The 17,472-nt window shown below is 67.2% G+C and carries 12 protein-coding genes and 1 rRNA gene (1 of these 13 cut by a window edge); 5 read left to right on the forward strand and 8 right to left on the reverse strand.

Annotated features, from left to right (window positions below):
• Positions 1–548: ribosomal RNA gene (locus ACG3SL_RS15480) — 16S ribosomal RNA — on the reverse strand; it reaches 939 nt to the left of the window's first position.
• Positions 549–963: 415 nt separating this feature from the next.
• On the opposite strand from ACG3SL_RS15480, the gene ACG3SL_RS15485 reads away from it, so the two are divergent.
• Complete coding sequence (locus ACG3SL_RS15485; RefSeq protein ID WP_448662066.1) at positions 964–2,466, forward strand: lipopolysaccharide biosynthesis protein; 1,503 nt, start codon at positions 964–966, stop codon at positions 2,464–2,466.
• Here ACG3SL_RS15485 and ACG3SL_RS15490 read toward each other — a convergent pair.
• Complete coding sequence (locus tag ACG3SL_RS15490) at positions 2,463–2,891, reverse strand: CBS domain-containing protein (protein WP_448662067.1); 429 nt, start codon at positions 2,889–2,891, stop codon at positions 2,463–2,465. The genes ACG3SL_RS15485 and ACG3SL_RS15490 overlap by 4 nt on opposite strands.
• Before the next feature lie 66 nt (positions 2,892–2,957).
• Between ACG3SL_RS15490 and ACG3SL_RS15495 the strand changes: the two genes are divergently transcribed.
• Positions 2,958–3,257, forward strand: a complete 300-nt coding sequence (locus tag ACG3SL_RS15495; protein WP_448662068.1) for a hypothetical protein — start codon at positions 2,958–2,960, stop codon at positions 3,255–3,257.
• On the opposite strand, the gene ACG3SL_RS15500 is transcribed toward ACG3SL_RS15495, so the two are convergent.
• The 6 genes from ACG3SL_RS15500 to hisS all read right to left on the reverse strand — a co-directional run bounded on the left by ACG3SL_RS15500 (position 3,254) and on the right by hisS (position 11,002).
• The gene (locus tag ACG3SL_RS15500) at positions 3,254–4,801 is read right to left on the reverse strand and encodes a DUF4139 domain-containing protein (RefSeq protein ID WP_448662069.1); all 1,548 of its coding nucleotides are present in this window, start codon (positions 4,799–4,801) and stop codon (positions 3,254–3,256) included. The genes ACG3SL_RS15495 and ACG3SL_RS15500 overlap by 4 nt on opposite strands.
• 4 nt (positions 4,802–4,805) lie before the next feature.
• Positions 4,806–6,194, reverse strand: a complete 1,389-nt coding sequence (locus tag ACG3SL_RS15505) for a DUF4139 domain-containing protein (protein WP_448662070.1) — start codon at positions 6,192–6,194, stop codon at positions 4,806–4,808.
• 81 nt (positions 6,195–6,275) lie between these two features.
• Positions 6,276–7,148 carry a DUF4167 domain-containing protein gene (locus tag ACG3SL_RS15510; RefSeq protein WP_448662071.1) on the reverse strand — a complete coding sequence of 291 codons (873 nt, stop codon included), beginning with the start codon at positions 7,146–7,148 and terminating at the stop codon, positions 6,276–6,278.
• Between the two features lie 256 nt (positions 7,149–7,404).
• Complete coding sequence (gene prmC / locus ACG3SL_RS15515; protein WP_448662072.1) at positions 7,405–8,214, reverse strand: peptide chain release factor N(5)-glutamine methyltransferase; 810 nt, start codon at positions 8,212–8,214, stop codon at positions 7,405–7,407.
• 198 nt (positions 8,215–8,412) lie between these two features.
• Positions 8,413–9,486 carry a peptide chain release factor 1 gene (gene prfA, locus ACG3SL_RS15520; protein ID WP_448662073.1) on the reverse strand — a complete coding sequence of 358 codons (1,074 nt, stop codon included), beginning with the start codon at positions 9,484–9,486 and terminating at the stop codon, positions 8,413–8,415.
• 181 nt (positions 9,487–9,667) lie between these two features.
• Positions 9,668–11,002, reverse strand: a complete 1,335-nt coding sequence (gene hisS, locus ACG3SL_RS15525) for a histidine--tRNA ligase (protein WP_448662074.1) — start codon at positions 11,000–11,002, stop codon at positions 9,668–9,670.
• A gap of 228 nt (positions 11,003–11,230) precedes the next feature.
• Here hisS and ACG3SL_RS15530 point away from each other — a divergent pair, with 228 nt between their 5' ends.
• Genes ACG3SL_RS15530 through ACG3SL_RS15540 form a run of 3 tightly spaced genes read left to right on the forward strand, consistent with a single transcriptional unit; the run spans position 11,231 to position 17,049 of the window.
• Positions 11,231–12,415: an efflux RND transporter periplasmic adaptor subunit gene (locus tag ACG3SL_RS15530; protein WP_448662075.1), complete on the forward strand. Its 1,185-nt coding sequence runs from the start codon at positions 11,231–11,233 to the stop codon at positions 12,413–12,415.
• Positions 12,416–12,421: 6 nt separating this feature from the next.
• On the forward strand, positions 12,422–15,613 hold the full coding sequence (locus ACG3SL_RS15535) for an efflux RND transporter permease subunit (protein ID WP_448662076.1): 3,192 nt from the start codon (positions 12,422–12,424) through the stop codon (positions 15,611–15,613).
• Positions 15,610–17,049 (forward strand): efflux transporter outer membrane subunit, encoded by a 1,440-nt coding sequence (locus tag ACG3SL_RS15540; RefSeq protein WP_448662077.1) that lies wholly within the window; start codon positions 15,610–15,612, stop codon positions 17,047–17,049. Before ACG3SL_RS15535 ends, ACG3SL_RS15540 begins: the two co-directional genes overlap by 4 nt.
• Positions 17,050–17,472: the final 423 nt, after the last annotated feature.

Raw genomic sequence — 17,472 nt, forward strand, 5'->3', positions numbered from 1 at the left:
ACCTCTAACTTACAAAGCCGCCTACGTGCGCTTTACGCCCAGTAATTCCGAATAACGCTAGCCCCCTCCGTATTACCGCGGCTGCTGGCACGGAGTTAGCCGGGGCTTATTCTCCCGGTACTGTCATTATCATCCCGGGTAAAAGAGCTTTACAACCCTAAGGCCTTCATCACTCACGCGGCATTGCTGGATCAGGCTTTCGCCCATTGTCCAATATTCCCCACTGCTGCCTCCCGTAGGAGTCTGGGCCGTGTCTCAGTCCCAGTGTGGCTGATCATCCTCTCAGACCAGCTAAGGATCGTCGCCTTGGTGCGCTTTTACCACACCAACTAGCTAATCCTACGCGGGCTCATCCTTGGGCAATAAATCTTTGGTCCGAAGACATTATCCGGTATTAGCAGTAATTTCTCACTGTTATTCCGAACCCAAGGGCAGATTCCCACGCGTTACGCACCCGTGCGCCACTAAGGCCGAAGCCTTCGTTCGACTTGCATGTGTTAGGCATGCCGCCAGCGTTCATTCTGAGCCATGATCAAACTCTCAAGTTTATGTCCAATCCAACCGAGGTGGAATTCCCCAGCCAAACCAGCATCTCAAGGAGCCGCTCTGCACAAAATCAATTACGTATGGAAACGTGAAAGACATGTAAGAGCAGCTTAGCTTTAACCGATATCCCAAACGCCTTGAGGCCGTTGAGAACCGGAGCCGCCGCCCACATGTCCCTTCATCTAAATCACAATGTCAAAGAGCGCAAAACGCCGACGCCTTCCCTTTCCCCTTTTTCTCGGGGCGGGCCTGCGCCTGCTTTTCGGTGACCGCGTTGGCGTCCCGTGTGGGCCACCGCTGCGGTGAAGTGGCTTCTATGCGGGGCTTTTGATTCGGTCAACAGCGTTTTGGAACTTTCTGTCTTTTTTTCGAAACAGACCCCGAAAACGGCGGAAAACCGTGCTTTACGCGATCTCAATGGATGCCCGGCATTGTGGGTTAGTGACCGAATCAAGCCCAATCCCCCCGAATCAGTCGTCCGAATCGTTGCGGAACCAGGTCCGCAGCGCGGTAATCTGGCGTTCGGGCACCCAGATCCTGGGCCAGATGCTCACCTGGGCGTCGACGTTCGTCGTCATCCGCGTGCTGAGCCCTTCGGACTATGGCCTGTTCGCCATGACGCAGGTGGTGCTCGTCCTGCTGAACATGCTCAACGGCTATGGGCTGGCGAGCGCCCTGATTCAGCGCGGCGACGCCAGCCGGCACGCGCAACGCCAACTGTTCGGGATGCTGATCCTCCTCAACCTGGGTCTCGGTGCCGCGCAGTTTGCCTGCGCGCCGTTCGCCGCAGCCTATTACCGGCAGCCCATGGTCGCCGACCTGCTGCGCGTGCAGGCGCTGCTGTACCTCGCGACGCCGTTCATTGCCCTGCCCTATGCACTGCTCGCACGCGCGATGGATTTCCGGCGGCAGGCACAGGTGAACTTCGCCTCGGGCATTGCCGGCGCGGTCACTGCGCTGGCCGGGGCTTTCCTGGGATGGGGCGTGTGGGCGCTGGTCGCCGCGCCGATCGCGCTGTTCGGCGTGCGCGCCATCGGCATGACCTGGGCCGCGCGATCGCTGATGTGGCCGAGCTTCGACTTTCGCGGCGCCGGCGACATCGCGCGCTATGGCGGGGTGATGGCCACGGGGCAGATCTTCTGGTTCCTGCAGAGCCAGGCGGATGTGTTCATCGCGGGCCGGCTGTTCGATCCGCACACACTGGGCATCTACACGACCAGCCTGTTCCTCACCCAGATCTTCGTATCCAAGTTCGTGCCGCCGCTGAACGAAGTCGCCTTCTCCGCCTATGCGAAGCTCAAGGACGATCCGGCGGCGGTGGCGGCGGCGTTCGTCAGTTCGGTGCGGCTGATCATGGTCGCGGCCCTCCCCTTTTATTTCGGGCTGGCGGTGACGGCCTATCCGCTGGTCGAAGTCGTGCTGGGCCCCAAATGGCGCGAGGCCGCGCCGGTGGTGCAATGGCTGGCCCTCGCGATGCCGATGATGACGCTGCAGGTGCTGTATGCGCCGGCGAGCGACGCGCGCGGGCGCCCGGGGATCAGCGCGTGGAACGGCGCAACCGGCGCGCTGCTGTTGCCGGTCGCCTTTGGCGTCGGCGTCCATTGGGGATTGCCGGGGCTGATCGCAGCATGGTTCGTCGCCTATCCGGTCTATCTCGCGATTTCGACCTGGCGCACGCTGCCGGTGATCGGCGTGCGGCTGCGCACGCTTGCCGAAGCCCTCGCACCGCCGCTGGTGGCGGCGAGCGTTATGGCGGGCGCAGTCATGTTGGCGGACCAGGTGCTGCCGCCGCTGCCGCCCGTCGTTCGGCTCGCGATTCTCGTCGCCACGGGCGCGCTCACTTATGCCGGGTGGCTGATGGTGTTCGCACGCCCGATGGTGGCCGCGATCGTCGCGATGGTGCGCAACCGGGCGGGTTAGACCGCCTGGATATAGCTGCGCATCGCCTCCGCCTCAGCCTCGATCCGCTCGATCCGATACTTCACCAGATCGCCGATCGACACGAAGCCGACACAGCGGCCGTCCTGCACCACGGGCAGGTGGCGGATGCGCCGCCGCGTCATCAGCGCCAGCGCGCCGAGCACGCTTTCGTCGGGAGTGACGGTGATCGCAGGCGCCGTCATCACCTGTGCCACCGACAAGTCGAGCGCCGCGGGACCGTGACTCTTCAGACAATAGACTACGTCGCGTTCGGAAAAGACGCCCGCGATCGCGTCGCCTTCCATTACCGGAACCGCCCCGATCCGTCGTTCCGCCAGTAACGCCACGGCATCGGCCACGGTGCGATCGCCAAAGATCGAAACCACCTCTCCGCCCTTGCCGCCCAGGATTGCCGCGATGGTCATCGCCCGTCTCCTCTTCTGTGGGTCTAGGCGGTTGAGTCTCCCACGATTCGCCTGCAAAGGAAAGCGATGGATGGGCCGCGCCACAGCCTGGATGACCCCGACTACGCCGCCTTTGCGTGGGGCCGGTTTCGCCGCATCCTGTGGTGGATGAGCGGAGTCGCGATGCTGGCCGCGTTGCTGGCGGAAGGCGCGCTCTACTGGTCGATGGGTGAGCTGTACCTCGTCACTGCGATCGCCACTTTCCTTGGCGTTTTCCTCACGGTGATGCTGGCCGCCGCGCTGATGGGGCTGATGTTCCTCAGCTCGGGATCGGGGCGCGATGCCGAGGTCGAGGATCTGCTGAAGGACGAAGTGGATCTCGACTAACGGTCGACCTTCAGCACGAACGTAAGCCGCGCGCTGCCATTGGCCGGGACGGTAGCGCGCCAGGTCTTGATGCCCTTGCGCTCGACCAGCTTCGCGCTGGTCTTGGCCAGCACATAGGGGATGGGCAGCTCGAAGACCTCGGGCGTCGACCGGGCGTTGGTCACTTCCACGGCATAGGGATGGCGGCGCGTCGAACGGGGCAGCGCGGTGACGGTGTAGCGGACATCGGTGCTGGTGCCCGTTTCGAGTTCGACTTCCTCCCCGATCGCGCGATCCGTCAGGGCGCTCTCGCCGACCAGCAGCGATTCGCCGCGCCCCTCCTCGAAGATCGCGACGCCGCCGGCGGGGAGCGGCAGGCCCAGCCCCTGCCCCTCGCGATTCTCGGTGCGCAGCACGCGCGCGGCCTCGACGCTCTCGGGCTCGTCGTCGAGCTCGGTGGGCTCGAACGCGCCCTTGTAGATGCGCGCGAAGGTGACGCGGGGGCGGTCGATCATCGCCACCTGTTTGGTGCTGCGCGCGGCGACGGTGACGGGTTCGGGAATGCGATAGAGTTTGAGGTCGCCCAGATCCTCCTGCTGCGCGACCATGACGGGGGCGGGCGCCATCATTCCCATTCGCGAGCCGGTGACGACGATGTCCTCCGCCCGCGCCAGCACGATCGGCAAGACGGGCGCAGGCGGTGCCGGCGGCGCGGGCGGCTCGCCCGGCGTGCTCGTCGTATCCATCGGCCAGCATTGCAGGTGCAGTTCCGGCAGCAGCCCCTGCGGCAGGCGCGCCGCCGCCTCCTTGTTCGGCGCGCCGGCAACCGCGCTGGTGTGCGCCTGATCGAACCCCTGCCCGCCCGCATTGACCAGCGTGAGCCAGGCGAACAGGCTGAAGCTCTCGCCATCCTCGGCCACGCGCGCGACATAGTGCGCCGACCAGTCGAACCCCTGCGCCAGATAGGAAAGCTGGACGGTCACGGTCGTCGCCGCCGCGCTGTTGGTCGTGACCGACAGCGTCGGCTTGGCGGAGAGATCGGCGGGAATGCCGGGATAGACCGGCGCCTGGGGCAGCCCCGAACAGCCCAGCGCCTCCACCCCCTCGTCGGTGGTCAGCACCACGCCGCCGCCGGGGCCGGACTGGATCACGGCCTCGCCCTCGCGGACCTTCCCCGTCGCGCGATCGGTGCGGCGGATAGTCACGCGGCGCTTGAGATACGCGTCGATCAGTGCGGCGGGCGAGAGCAGCCGCGCGTCGCGATTCTTCTCGCCCACGCCGCGCGGCAGCCCGGTGACGATCGCGGTTTCGGGCATCATCCCTTCGGACACGCCGACGAAGCGGATGACCGATTCGCCCGCCGGCAGCCGGATCGTGCGGACCTCGGTGATCAGCGCATAGCCGTCGGGCCATTGCCCGTATCGCCGCCGTCTTTCGGCATTGGCCTCGGTGGCGCGATACACCGTTACCGATACCGAATCCGGCGCGGGCGATTCGACCAGCCCCTGCGCGCTCGCGGACGACGCGGCGAACACCAGGCCGAGAAGGGAGGCGATGCGGCGCATCGGATCAGTAGCGGGTATCGAACACTATTGTCACCGATGCCTTGCCATTGGCGGGCACCGGCACTTTCCACTCCATGCGTTCGGCCGAGACGCGGGTTCCCGTCAGGCTCTGTTCGGTGATGCGCGCATCGCCCCACAGCCCGTTCTGGGCGAGGTCCACGGTCACTTCGGCGGGGCGGGCATTGGTGAAGTCGTAGCGCATCGTGGTCTGCCAGCGCGTCGACGACAGCCGCTTGCGCTCGACCACGGTTGCCGTGCCCTTCACGTCGAACGCGTCGCCCGTGCGGATCGCCATCGCCGATCCCATCGGGGCTGCATCGACTCGGCTCTCGCCGATGAACTGCGGGTCGCCGCGCGCGTCGCGCATGTACACGCGGATCGTGCCGGACGGCAGCTGGTCGCCCAGCCCGCCTTCGCGCGACGTCGAGAATTTGAGCACGGTCGATGCGCTGCGCGGATCGGATTGCGTGCCCAGCCAGCCATTGCTCCACTCATACGCCTTGCGCGCCGCAGCGCCCTTCACGTCGAGGAAGCTGACCTGCTTCTGCTGGGCATTGGCGATCGTGGTGCGGGCGGCGAGCGGATAGAGATAATAATCGCCCAGCCGTTCGCGCGTGCCGCTTTCGGTGCCGGCCTGCTCGATCGTGGCATCACTGAAATCCACTCTCGGTGTCCGGGGACCGGCCGTCCTGCCGGCCACCAGCAGCACATCGGCGTTGCGGAAATCGGTGCCGGTGCTGTTGGTGAGCGTCACCCAGCCCTGCATGTCGATGGTGCCCTTCGCCTCATCGAACAGCGTCACATAGTCGCTGGTCCAGCCAAGGCCGGGGGTCAGATAGGTCAGCGTCGCGGGCACGCGCCCGGCGCGGGCGACCTGGAGCGTGACCGACAGCGTCGGGCGCGCGCGCAGATTCTCCGGCACCTTGTCGAAGATCACGCGCACCGGCAGCCCGTCGTCGCGCAGCACTTCGATCCGGCTGCCGATCTGGAGGACGATGCCGCCATTGGCCGCCAGCACCCGCGCCTGTTCGCGCGTCTCGGCGCCCGTCGCGGGATTGGTGCGCACAATCGTGACGACCGAACCGACCGCCTTTTCCATCAGCTTGCGCGGCGTCAGCAGGTCATAGTCGAAATTCTGTTCGACAATGCCGATGCCGGGGCCGGACAGCGTGACGGTCTCCGAGCGGATCTGCGCCGATACGTCGGGAAATTCCTGGCGGGTGCGACCGGCGCTCAGGTCGAGCTGGCGCACGTCCTGCACCAGCGACTGGCCGTTCTGGTAGATGGTGACCGCGACATCGCCCTGCGCAGTCTGATCGGGCGCCGGCACCGCGGCGGTCTGGGCGTGGGCGGCGACCGGCAGGGCCGCGATCCATAGAGCCGTCCAACGCAAAGCATCCTCCCCCAATGACCTTGGGAGAGGATGCTAGCAGCTTGATATTACAAAGCTAGGTCCAAATGACCCGCGTGAATTTCAGGCCGTGACCTCGGCGTCGTCGCTCTTGGCAACGCGGCGGCGGCGCGGCTTCTTCGGCGCGTCATCGCCCTCCGCATCGGCAGTGGCTTCGACACCGAATGCCGGTGGAAGGATCGCGACGTCGATACCGGCGGACGCTTCGGCCTCGACCGGGGCTTCGGCGCGACGGGTGCGCGTGCGGGCGCGCGGACGGGGCGCTTCCTGCGCATCGACGGGGACCGAAGCCTCTGCCTCGGCGGCCGGGGCGCTGGTGTGCGCGGCGCCGTTGGTGTCGCCATTGACGTAGCCGTTGCGGCGCGGCTCGCGGTCCTGGCGCGGCTCGCGCGCTTCGCGGTCCTGACGGGGCTCACGATCCTGACGCGGTTCGCGATCCTGTCGGGGCTCCCGATCCTGGCGGGGCTCGCGATCCTGGCGCGGCTCACGACCCTCGCGCGGCTCACGGCGCGACTGTTCGCGCGGTTCGCGGGCTTCGCGCTGCTGCTGGCGCGGCTCTTCGCGCTGCTGCGACTGGTCGTCGTTGCGGTTGCCGTCGGCTTCGAAATCGAAGTCGTCGTCGTCGCTGTCAATGTCGTTGCTGGGGCGACGGCCCTGGTTCTGGTTCGGATTCTGTTCTTCGAAGCGCGAGCGGGTTTCGCTCAGCACGCGGAAGTAATGATCGGCGAACTGGAGGTAATATTCGGCGTTGACCCGATCCCCCTGCATCTGCGCGTCGCGGGCGAGGTTCTTGTACTTCTCGAGCAACTGGGCGGCATTGCCGCGTGCACGATTGTCGATCCGGTTTCCGTTGCCCTGCTGGCCCGGGTTTCCGCCCTGGCGCTGCTGCTGGCCGCCACGGCCGCGACGGCGGCCGTTTGCCTGACGATTGTTCATCAAGGTCTCTGTGTCCTGTCTTACCTAGGCCGTCCGTCGATTCATCGAGGGTCCCGGATGCGAGTTACATTTGCGGGGCGCGCCGACCGGCGCATCCCGTCTGCCATAGGCCACCGGACTGCAGTGGCGCACATGACCTGGAGTGGACCGAAGCCCTTTATTTCAACAACTTGGTTGAAGGTGCCTTGCCCCGGTGCCGTTCTTAGCCCGAGCCGCACCAATCTCCAAGCGGAATATGTGGTGCCGGCCCCTGCATTCAAGTCAGAAACACCGCGCGGGGACGCCCCCCCAAGTCCTTATAGACGGTTGGCGCCAGCCCCTGTTCCAAAGCAAGTGCAGAAACCGCCTCGCCCTGGGTCCAGCCGATCTCGAGCACTGCGCAGCCCCCTTCCGCCAGCACTCCGCGCAGTTGCGGGACGATCCGGCGATAGTCGTCGAGCCCGTCGGCGCCCGCGAACAGCGCGCTTGCCGGCTCATGGTCGCGCACTTCGGCGGGCAGGTCTTCGCCTGTCCCGATATAGGGCGGGTTGGCGAGGATCAGATCGAAACGCTCGGCAATATCCGCCGCCCAATCGCCCAGCCGGAAGTCGGCGCGCGCCGCCATCCCCAGCCGATCGGCATTGGCGCGCGCATAGCCGAGCGCGGCGTCCGACGCGTCGATGCCGAGGCCGCTCGCCTGCGGCCACTGGTCGAGCGCGGCGAGCAGCAACGTGCCCGGCCCGGTGCCGAGATCGAGGATGCGCGCCGGCGACCGCGCCCCGAAATGCGCGACCGCCGCCTCGATCAGCGTCTCGCTGTCCGCACGCGGCACCAGCGCGCCGGGGCCGACGGCCAGGTCGATCGTCCAGAAAGCGCGGGTGCCGGTGATATAGGCGATCGGCTCATGGGCGAGACGCCGGTCGAGCAGCGCGGCGAAACCCGCGGGCTCGGGCGCGTCGAGATGGCGGAGCAGCAGGTCGTTGCGCGTGATGCCCAGCGCGTGCGCCATCAGCAGCTCGGCGTCGAGGCGAGGGGTGTCGGACGTGGGGGCGAGCGCAGTGGTGGCGGCGACAAGGGCTGCGCGCACTCCCCCTACCGCTTGCGGGAGGGGGTTGGGGGGCAGGCCCTCGCTCACGACAGGCGACACCCGATCTGGAGGCCGGGGGCCCTCCCCCTGCCCCCTCCCGCATGCGGGAGGGGATTTGCCGCAGAGGAAGCCGCTTGTGGCGCTCCCCCTCCACCCCGCACTTCGCGCGCGGTCCCCCTCCCCGTTCCGGGGAGGATCTCACCCATCCAGCTGCGCAAGCCGGTCGGCCTCGTCCTGCGAGATCAGCGCGCCGATCAGCTCGTCCATTTCACCCTCCAGAATTTCCGGCAGACGGTGGAGGGTCAGGTTGATGCGGTGATCGGTCACCCGGCCCTGCGGGAAATTATAGGTGCGGATGCGCTCCGACCGGTCGCCCGATCCGACCATCGACTGGCGCGCGCCGGCACGCTCGGCATGGAGCCGCTCGCGTTCCATTTCGTACAGCCGCGTGCGCAGGACCTTGAGCGCCTTGGCCTTGTTCTTGTGCTGCGACTTCTCGTCCTGCTGGATCACGGTCAGGCCGGTCGGGATATGGACGATCCGCACCGCGCTGTCGGTGGTGTTGACCGACTGGCCGCCGGGGCCGGACGAGCGATAGATGTCGATGCGCAGGTCCTTGTCGTCGATCTTCACATCGACTTCCTCGGCCTCGGGCAGCACGGCGACGGTCGCCGCAGAGGTGTGGATGCGCCCGCCCGCCTCGGTCGCGGGGACGCGCTGGACGCGGTGCGCGCCGCTTTCGAACTTGAGCCGGGCAAACACGCCCGCGCCGGTGACACTGGCGATCACTTCCTTGTATCCGCCGGCATCCGATGCGCTGGCGGAGATCAGCTCGACGCGCCAGCCCATGCGATCGGCATAGCGCTGGTACATGCGGAACAGGTCGCCCGCGAACAGCGCGGCTTCGTCGCCGCCCACGCCCGCGCGGATTTCGAGCATCGCCGCGCGCTCATCGGCGGCGTCGCGGGGGAGCAGCGCAAGCGCAAGGCTGCGCTCGGCCTGGGGCAGCCGGTCGCGGATCGCCTGCATCTCGTCACGCGCCATGTCGCGGATTTCGGGGTCGCCGTCCTCCTCCATCAGCGTCAGCGTCTCGACCTCGGCGCGCAGCCGCCGCACTTCGCCCGCCGCCGCCGCGACCGGCTCCAGCTCGGCATATTCCTTCGACACCTGGACGAAGCGCTCGCCGGGCAAGTCGCCGGTCGCCATCAACGCCTGCAACTCGTCGCGCCGCGCCTCGATGGCGGCGATGCGGTCTGCGGGAATGGAGGTCATCGCGCGCCCCTGTTCCCGTTGCGTGTCGCGCGGGCGGAGGCTGGCGCCCGCCCCTCACCGTCACCCCGGGCTTGACCCGGGGCCCAGCTGTTCATCGCGGGCCGGCCGAAGAAGCGGGGCCCCGGCGCAAGGCCGGGGTGACGAGGATTTGGGCGCGCACTGCAATTTGCGGAGGTGGAGGTCATGCGGCGCCTTGCGTCGGCCGAAGAATAGCGTCCGCCTTGTAACCGTCATCTGCCGTCTCGATGCGCTCAATATCGAACCGCGCGCTCAGAGCCTCATACGCACGCGCCACGATTGCCGCATCTATTGGACCATTCGGCGCGCTTAACCGCACAACAAACTCGTCGGGATGGTCCAGTCGAACAACAACATGGAGCGTCGCCGCAGCAGATACCTTTCGAGCAATCTCGTATCGCCGTTTCAGCTTGCCCGCGAATGCAATATGCGTTTCTACGCCGCCGCCACGCAGCGCTGCCGCCACCGCGATGGCTGCGTCTCTATCACCGTCATCGTTTGGGATGACCGAAAGCAGCGGGGACTCCGTGGATCGCTCATCCAGCAGGAGCATCGCCAGCCGCTCGACGCCCGCCGCCCAGCCCACGCCCGCCGTCTCCGGCCCGCCCAGGCTGCCGATCAGCCCGTCATAGCGCCCGCCCGCGAGCACGGTACCCTGCGCGCCCAGCCGGTCGGTGACGAACTCAAACGCCGTGTGGCGGTAGTAATCCAGCCCGCGCACCAGCCGCGCGTTGCGGGTCCACTTGACCCCCGCCGCGTCGAGCCCGTCGGTCACGCTCTTGAAGAACGCCGCCGCCTCGTCGGTCAGATAGGCGTCGATGTCCGGCGCGCTGTCGGCGATCGGGCGGTCGCGCGGGTCCTTGGAATCGAGGATGCGTAGGGGATTCTTGTCCAGCCGGGTCTGGCTGTCCTCGCTCAACTCCGCCCGGTGCGCCTCGAAATGCGCGACCAGCGCGGTGCGCCAGGCGTCGCGCGTCGCGGCATCGCCCAGCGTGTTGAGCTGAAGCGTCACGCCATCGGCGATGCCCAGTTCGTGGAGCAGCTGGTCGGCCAGCACGAGCAGTTCGACGTCCGCCGCCGGTTCGGGCGCGCCGATGATCTCGGCGTCGATCTGGTGGAACTGGCGGAAGCGGCCCTTTTGCGGGCGCTCGTACCGGAACACCGGGCCCGAGGTCGCCAGCTTGAGCGGGGCATATTGCTGCCACCCCTCGGTGATGTACGCCCGCGCGATGCCGGCGGTGAATTCGGGGCGCAGCGTGATCGAATCGCCGCCGCGATCCTCGAACGTGTACATCTCCTTCGAGACGACGTCGCTGGTCTCGCCCATCGATCGGGCAAAGACGTTGGTCGCCTCGAAGATCGGAATCTCGAGTCGCTGGAAGCAATAGAGCCGCCGGACACGATCGAATGCGTCGAGAACGGTCGCAAAGCGCCGCTGCTCGTCGCCGAAAATGTCCTGGGTGCCCCGGATGCGCTTGGGGGTTTCTATACGTGCCATTTCGGCGGGGTTTCTAGGCCGATCGTCGCGGTTTCGCCACTCCCTTTCCAGCCGGGCGCCACCGCGTTGCCGCGCTGCGACAATTCTGCGACATTTCTTGTGTGGAACGCCTGCAACCGTGCGCCTATGAGCGGGTTCTCGACTGAACAGCACCTGTTCGCAGGCGCGCCGTAGCGGGTAGACCCATTGCCTCACTCCCCATCGACTTCCCCCTTCCGCGCCGGATTGTTGCTGGCGACCGCCGGCCTGGCGCTGGCATCCTGTGGCAGCGGCACGCAGGGCGCTGCGCAAAAGGGGGCCGCCGCGCGCGGCCCGGCACAGGTCGGCTATGTCGTCGTCCAGGCATCGCAGGTGCCGGTTTCCGCCGAGCTTTCGGGCCGGGTGACGGCCTATCAGACGTCCGAAGTGCGGCCGCAGGTGGCGGGCATCCTGCAAAAGCGGCTGTTCAAGGAAGGCACGATCGTCCGCGCGGGGCAGACGCTCTACCAGATCGACCCCAGCCTGTATCAGGCGCAGGTGGCACAGGCCTCCGCCAACCTGCAAAGCGCGCGCGCCAATGCCGATGCGATGCGCGTCAAGGCCGAGCGCTATCGCCCGCTGGCCGATATGCAGGCGGTGAGCCAGCAGGATTATACCGACGCCGCCGCCCAGGCGCGCCAGGCGACCGCCGCCGTGGCACAGAACAACGCGGCGCTGCAGACCGCACAGATCAACCTGCGCTTCACGCGCGTCCCCGCGCCGATCACGGGCCGCATCGGCCGATCGCTGGTGACCGAAGGCGCGCTGGTGACGACGAACCAGACCGATCCGCTGGCTGTGATCCAGCGGCTGGACCCGATCTTCGTCGATATCCAGCAATCGAGCGCCGAGATGCTGGCGCTGCGCAAGGCGATGGCCAAGGGCGGCGTCGTGCCCGCCAGCGCGGCGGTGCGGCTGAAGCTGGAGGACGGCAGCGAATTCGCCCGTTCAGGCGTCGTCGAATTCTCCGAAGTGATGGTGAACGCCAGCACCGGCACGGTCACGCTGCGCGCACGGTTCGATAATCCGGAAGGCGTGCTGCTGCCCGGCATGTTCGTGCGGGCGCTGTTCAACCAGGCGATCGACACCCAGGCGATCCTGGTGCCGCAGGCCGCGCTGTCGCGCGATCCGCGCGGCAACGCCACCGTCTATATCGTCGGGCCAGGCAACCGCGCCGTCGCCCGCACCGTGATCGCCGATCGCACCGCGGGCGCCAACTGGGTGGTGACTCAGGGGCTGGCGCCGGGGGACAAGGTGATCGTTCAGGGGCTGGCCAATGTCCGCCCCGACGCCGAAATCCGCCCCGTGCCCGCCACGACGCCACAGAATATCAAGGCGCCGGCCAAGGACGCCAAGGGCGCCGCCCCCGGCGCGCCCCAGAGCAAGGGCGGCTGATCGCTGATGTCGCGGATTTTCATCGATCGGCCGATCTTCGCATGGGTGCTCGCGATCATCGTGATGCTGATGGGATTGGGGGCGATCTATTCGCTGCCGATCGCGCAGTATCCCGACGTCGCCCCGCCCCAGGTCAACGTCCGCGCCAGCTATCCCGGCGCGTCGGCGGAGACCGTGCAGAACAGCGTCACCCAGGTGATCGAGCAACAGCTGACCGGGATCGACGGGCTGCTGTATTTCAGCTCCTCGTCCAGCTCGCGCGGGTCGGTGACGATCTCCGCCACGTTCGAAAAGGGCACCGATCCCGACATCGCCCAGGTCCAGGTGCAGAACCAGGTCCAGCAGGCGCTGTCGCGGCTGCCGCAACAGGTGCAGCAACAAGGCCTGCGCGTCACCAAGTCGAACCCCGACTTCCTGCTGCTCGTCGGCGTCTATGACGAGACCGACCGCAGCACCAACCAGGACGTGTCGGACTGGCTGGCGTCCAACCTTCAGGACCAGCTGGCGCGAGTCGAGGGCGTGGGCGACACCAATGTGTTCGGATCGGCCTATGCGATGCGGATCTGGCTGAACCCGGATCGGCTGGCGAGCTATGCGCTGATGCCGAGCGACGTCATCACCGCGATCCAGAACCAGAACACCGAAGTTGCCGCCGGCGAAATCGGCGGACAGCCGCAGCCCAATACCCAGATGCTCAACGCGACCGTGACCGCACAGTCGCGGCTCCAGACCCCCGAACAGTTCCGCAAGATCATCCTCAAGACGCAGACCAGCGGCGCCGCCGTGCGCCTGTCCGACGTCGCGCGGATCGAGCTGGGGGCCGAGAGCTACAACGCAGTCAGCCGCGTCAACGGCCATCCGGGCGCGGGCATCGCGATTTCGCTGGCGCCGGGCGCCGACGCGCTCAAGACCGCCGAGCTCGTCAAGGCGCAGGTCGAGAAGATCTCGCGCACCTTCCCCGCCGGCTTCAAATACGCCTATGCCAACGACACGACGGCGTTCATCAAGCTGTCGATCGACGAAGTCGTCAAGACGCTGATCGAAGCGATCATCCTGGTGGTGATCGTGATGTTCGTGTTCCTGCAAAGCTGGCGCGCGACGCTGATCCCCACGATCGCGGTGCCGGTGGTGCTGCTGGGTACGTTCGGCGTGTTCTATGCGCTGGGGTTCAGCATCAACACGCTGACGCTGTTCGGGCTGGTGCTGGCGATCGGCCTGCTGGTCGACGACGCGATCGTCGTGGTCGAGAATGTCGAGCGCCTGCTCGAAGAGAACCCCGACATGACCCCGCGCGAGGCGACCATCAAATCGATGGACGAAATCCAGGTCGCGCTGGTCGCGATCGCGCTGGTCCTGTCGGCGGTGTTCCTGCCGATGGCGTTCTTCGGCGGATCGACGGGGGTGATCTATCGCCAGTTCTCGGTGACGATCGTGTCGGCGATGGTGCTGTCGGTGCTGGTCGCGCTGATCCTGAGCCCGGCGCTGACTGCGACGCTGCTCAAGCAGAAGCATGCGCAGGAACCCGGCTGGGTCGAGCGCCGCTTCCCCCGCGTCGGCCATTTCTTCACCCGCGCCAAGGACGGGTTCAACAACGGCTTCAACAAAGGCGTCGAGCGCTATACCGCGTCGGTGCTGACGGTGGTGAACCGCAAATGGCTGTTCCTGCTGTTGTACGCGGGCGTCGTCGCGTTGCTGGTGGTGATGTTCACGCGCCTGCCCACCGGCTTCCTGCCGACCGAGGACCAGGGAGCGGCGCAGCTCCAGTTCCGCCTGCCCGCCGGCGCGACGCAAGGCCGCACGATGGAAGTGCAGCAGGCGCTGGAACGCTATTTCCGCGAGAACGAGGCCAAGAATGTCGGCACGATGTTCACCGTCACCGGCGGCGGCGGCGGTGGCGGGGCGAGCGGGCAGAACACGGGCCAGGGATTCCTGAACTTCACCGACTGGAGCCAGCGCAAGGGCAAGGAAAACAGCGCCGACGCGATCGTCGCGCGTGCCTCCGCCGCGTTCCGCAATTTCCGCGACGCACAGGTCTTCGCGCTGGTCCCCGGCGCGATCCGGGGGCTGGGCCAGTCCAACGGCTTCACGATGGAACTCCAGAACGCCGGCGGCATGTCGCGCGAGCAATTCACCGCCGCGCGCGACAAGCTGCTCGCCGCCGCGAACCAGGACCCGCTGCTCGCATCGGTCCGCCTGTCGGACCTGCCCGATGTCGCGACGCTCAAGGTCGATGTCGATAACGAAAAGCTCGCCGCGCTTGGGCTGAGCCAGACCGACGTGAACAACACGCTCGCCACCGCATGGGGTGGGCGTTACGTCAACGACTTCATCGATCGCGGCCGCGTGAAGCGTGTCTATGTCCAGGGCGATGCGCAGTACCGGGCCGCGCCGAGCAATATCGACGAGTGGTTCGTGCGATCGAACACCGGCGAGATGGCCCCCTTCTCGTCCTTCGCCCAGACCAGCTGGGCGACCGCGCCGACTACGCTGTCGCGGTTCCAGGGCATTCCCGCCTTCGAGTTCCAGGGCCAGCCGGCGCCGGGCACCAGCTCGGGCGAGGCGATGAACCGGATGGAACAGCTGGCGGCGCAGATTCCGGGCACCAGCGTCGCCTGGGCCGGGCTGTCCTATCAGGAGCGATTGTCCTCTGGGCAGGCGCCGTTGCTGTACGGCATCTCGCTGATCGTCGTGTTCCTGTGTCTGGCCGCGCTGTACGAAAGCTGGTCGATCCCGGTCGCGGTGCTGCTGGTCATTCCGCTGGGGCTTGTCGGCGCGATCTTTGCCGTCACGCTGCGCGGACTGCAGAACGACGTGTACCTCCAGATCGGGCTGCTGACGACCATGGGGCTGGCCGCGAAGAACGCGATCCTGATGATCGAGTTCGCCGAGCGCGCCGAAAAGGAAGGCAAGCGCGTCATCGACGCCGCGCTGGAAGCCGCCCGTCTGCGCCTGCGCCCGATCCTGATGACCAGCCTGGCGTTCATCTTCGGCGTGCTGCCGCTGGCGATTTCGACCGGCGCGGGCGCGAACAGCCGCATCGCAATCGGCACCGCCGTGATCGGCGGCATGCTGACCGCGACGATCCTGGCGATCTTCTACATCCCGCTGTTCTTCGTGCTGGTGCGGCGCGGCGTGCGTGACGGGTTGAAGGCGATCCGCGGGCGCCTCCACCCCCAGAACCCGGAGCGCGCGGCATGAAGCGGCTGGCAATCCTGATGCTCGGCACGGCGCTGGCCGGATGTTCGATGGAGCCGAAATATGTCCAGCCGGCGGCCCCGGTGCCGCCGTCCTGGCCCAGCGGCGATGCCTATCCGGTGCAGGGCGATGCCGCACTGCCCACGGTGACCTATCGCGACATTTTCCGCGACGCGCGGCTCCAGACGCTGATCGGTCAGGCGCTCGCCAATAATCGCGACCTCCAGGTCGCGGCTGCCAATATCCGCGCCGCGCGCGCGCAATATCGCGTCCAGCGCGCCGATCGCTTTCCCGACGTGGCGACGAGCGTCGGCGCGACCGAATCGGGCGGGCAGCGCAGCGGGACCAGCGGCGGCAGCACGGCGGCGCGCAGCAGCTTCACGGCGGACATCGGCATCACCGGATTCGAGCTGGACCTGTTCGGGCGCGTCGCATCGCTGACCCGCGCCGAGCAGAACCGCTATTTCGCCAGCGAAGCGGGTGCGCGGGCGACGCGGCTGACTCTGATCGGTGACATTGCCGATGCCTGGCTGACCTATGCCGCCGACGCCAGCCTGCTGGCCGTCGCGCAGCAGACAGCCGCGAATGCCGAACAGAGCGTGCGGCTGACCAAGGCGCGGCTGGACGGCGGGATCGCCCCGCGCACCGACCTGCGCCAGGCCGAACAGGTGCTGGAGACCGCGCGCGCCGACATCGCCCAGCAACGCACCGCGCTGGCGCAGGACATCAACGCGCTCCAGCTGTTGCTGGGCACGCCGGTGGACACGGCACTGCTCCCCGCCACGCTGGACGAGGCCACGCCGCAGATCGCCGAACTGCCCGCCGGAATCGATTCGGGCATCCTGCTGCGGCGGCCCGACGTGGTGCAGGCCGAATATACGCTGCGCGCGGCCAATGCGCAGATCGGCGCGGCGCGCGCCGCGCTGTTCCCCCGCATCTCGCTGACCGGCGCGCTCGGGCTGGCGAGCAACGCGCTGACGGGCCTGTTCAGCGGCAACGGCTTCAACTGGTCGGGCGGCGGCAGCGCAAGCTATTCGATCTTCAGTGCCGGCGGCGCGCGGGCGGGCGTGGACCTGAGCGAAGCACAGCGCGACGCGGCGCTGGCGACCTATGAAAAGGCAATCCAGACGGCCTTCCGCGAAGTGTCCGACGCACTCGCGCGGCGCGGCACGATCGGCGAGCAGCTACGCGCGAGCCGCGCGCAGGCCGACGCCGCCGCCGACACCTATCGCCTCGCCGAAGCGCGCTATCGCGGCGGGATCGACACGTTCCTCGGCAGCCTCGACGCGCAGCGATCGCTGTACTCGGCGCAGCGGAACCTGTTGTCGACGCAGCTGGTGCGGGCGAGCAATCTGGTGACGCTGTACCGCACGCTGGGCGGCGATTCGCTGATCGAGGCAACGGCGAACGGGCCGGTGGGGCAGACACCGGCGCAGTAAAGCCGATCCGGTTCCCCTGCGCACGCAGGGGCCCAGAGTCGCAAGGCGATATACTATCCAACCCTGGGCCCCCGTTTGCGCGGGGGAACATGGGGGCGAGGATGCAGCACGGGCCTTGCAGCGGCATCGGACGTCGAGTGGCATGCGCTGAAGTAAACGACAGCCGCCGGCCCCGTGGGGCAGGCATAGAGCGCTGTAAAACCGCGCCCTTCGTTCCCCTGCGCAAGCAGGGGCCCAGAGTCGCCAAGCGATACACTATCCGCCCTGGGCCCCCGCTTTCGCGGGGGAACACCGGGGACCATGCAGCGCGCGCTATGCGGCGCAGTAAAACCGCGTCCTTCCTGTTCCCCTGCGTACGCAGGGGCCCAGAGTCGCAAAGCGATATACTATCCAACCCTGGGCCCCCGTTTTCGCGGGGGAACA

The organism is Sphingomonas degradans, assembly GCF_053502645.1.

Bases quoted from the DNA above. Each gene is read 5' to 3' on its own strand.
- ACG3SL_RS15485 (WP_448662066.1), top strand. From the start codon at position 964: ATGGATGCCCGGCATTGTGGGTTAGTGACCGAATCAAGCCCAATCCCC.
- ACG3SL_RS15500 (WP_448662069.1), bottom strand. From the start codon at position 4,801: ATGCGCCGCATCGCCTCCCTTCTCGGCCTGGTGTTCGCCGCGTCGTCC.
- hisS (WP_448662074.1), bottom strand. From the start codon at position 11,002: ATGGCACGTATAGAAACCCCCAAGCGCATCCGGGGCACCCAGGACATT.
- ACG3SL_RS15535 (WP_448662076.1), top strand. From the start codon at position 12,422: ATGTCGCGGATTTTCATCGATCGGCCGATCTTCGCATGGGTGCTCGCG.
- ACG3SL_RS15495 (WP_448662068.1), top strand. From the start codon at position 2,958: ATGGATGGGCCGCGCCACAGCCTGGATGACCCCGACTACGCCGCCTTT.
- ACG3SL_RS15490 (WP_448662067.1), bottom strand. From the start codon at position 2,891: ATGACCATCGCGGCAATCCTGGGCGGCAAGGGCGGAGAGGTGGTTTCG.
- ACG3SL_RS15540 (WP_448662077.1), top strand. From the start codon at position 15,610: ATGAAGCGGCTGGCAATCCTGATGCTCGGCACGGCGCTGGCCGGATGT.
- prfA (WP_448662073.1), bottom strand. From the start codon at position 9,486: ATGACCTCCATTCCCGCAGACCGCATCGCCGCCATCGAGGCGCGGCGC.
- ACG3SL_RS15510 (WP_448662071.1), bottom strand. From the start codon at position 7,148: ATGAACAATCGTCAGGCAAACGGCCGCCGTCGCGGCCGTGGCGGCCAG.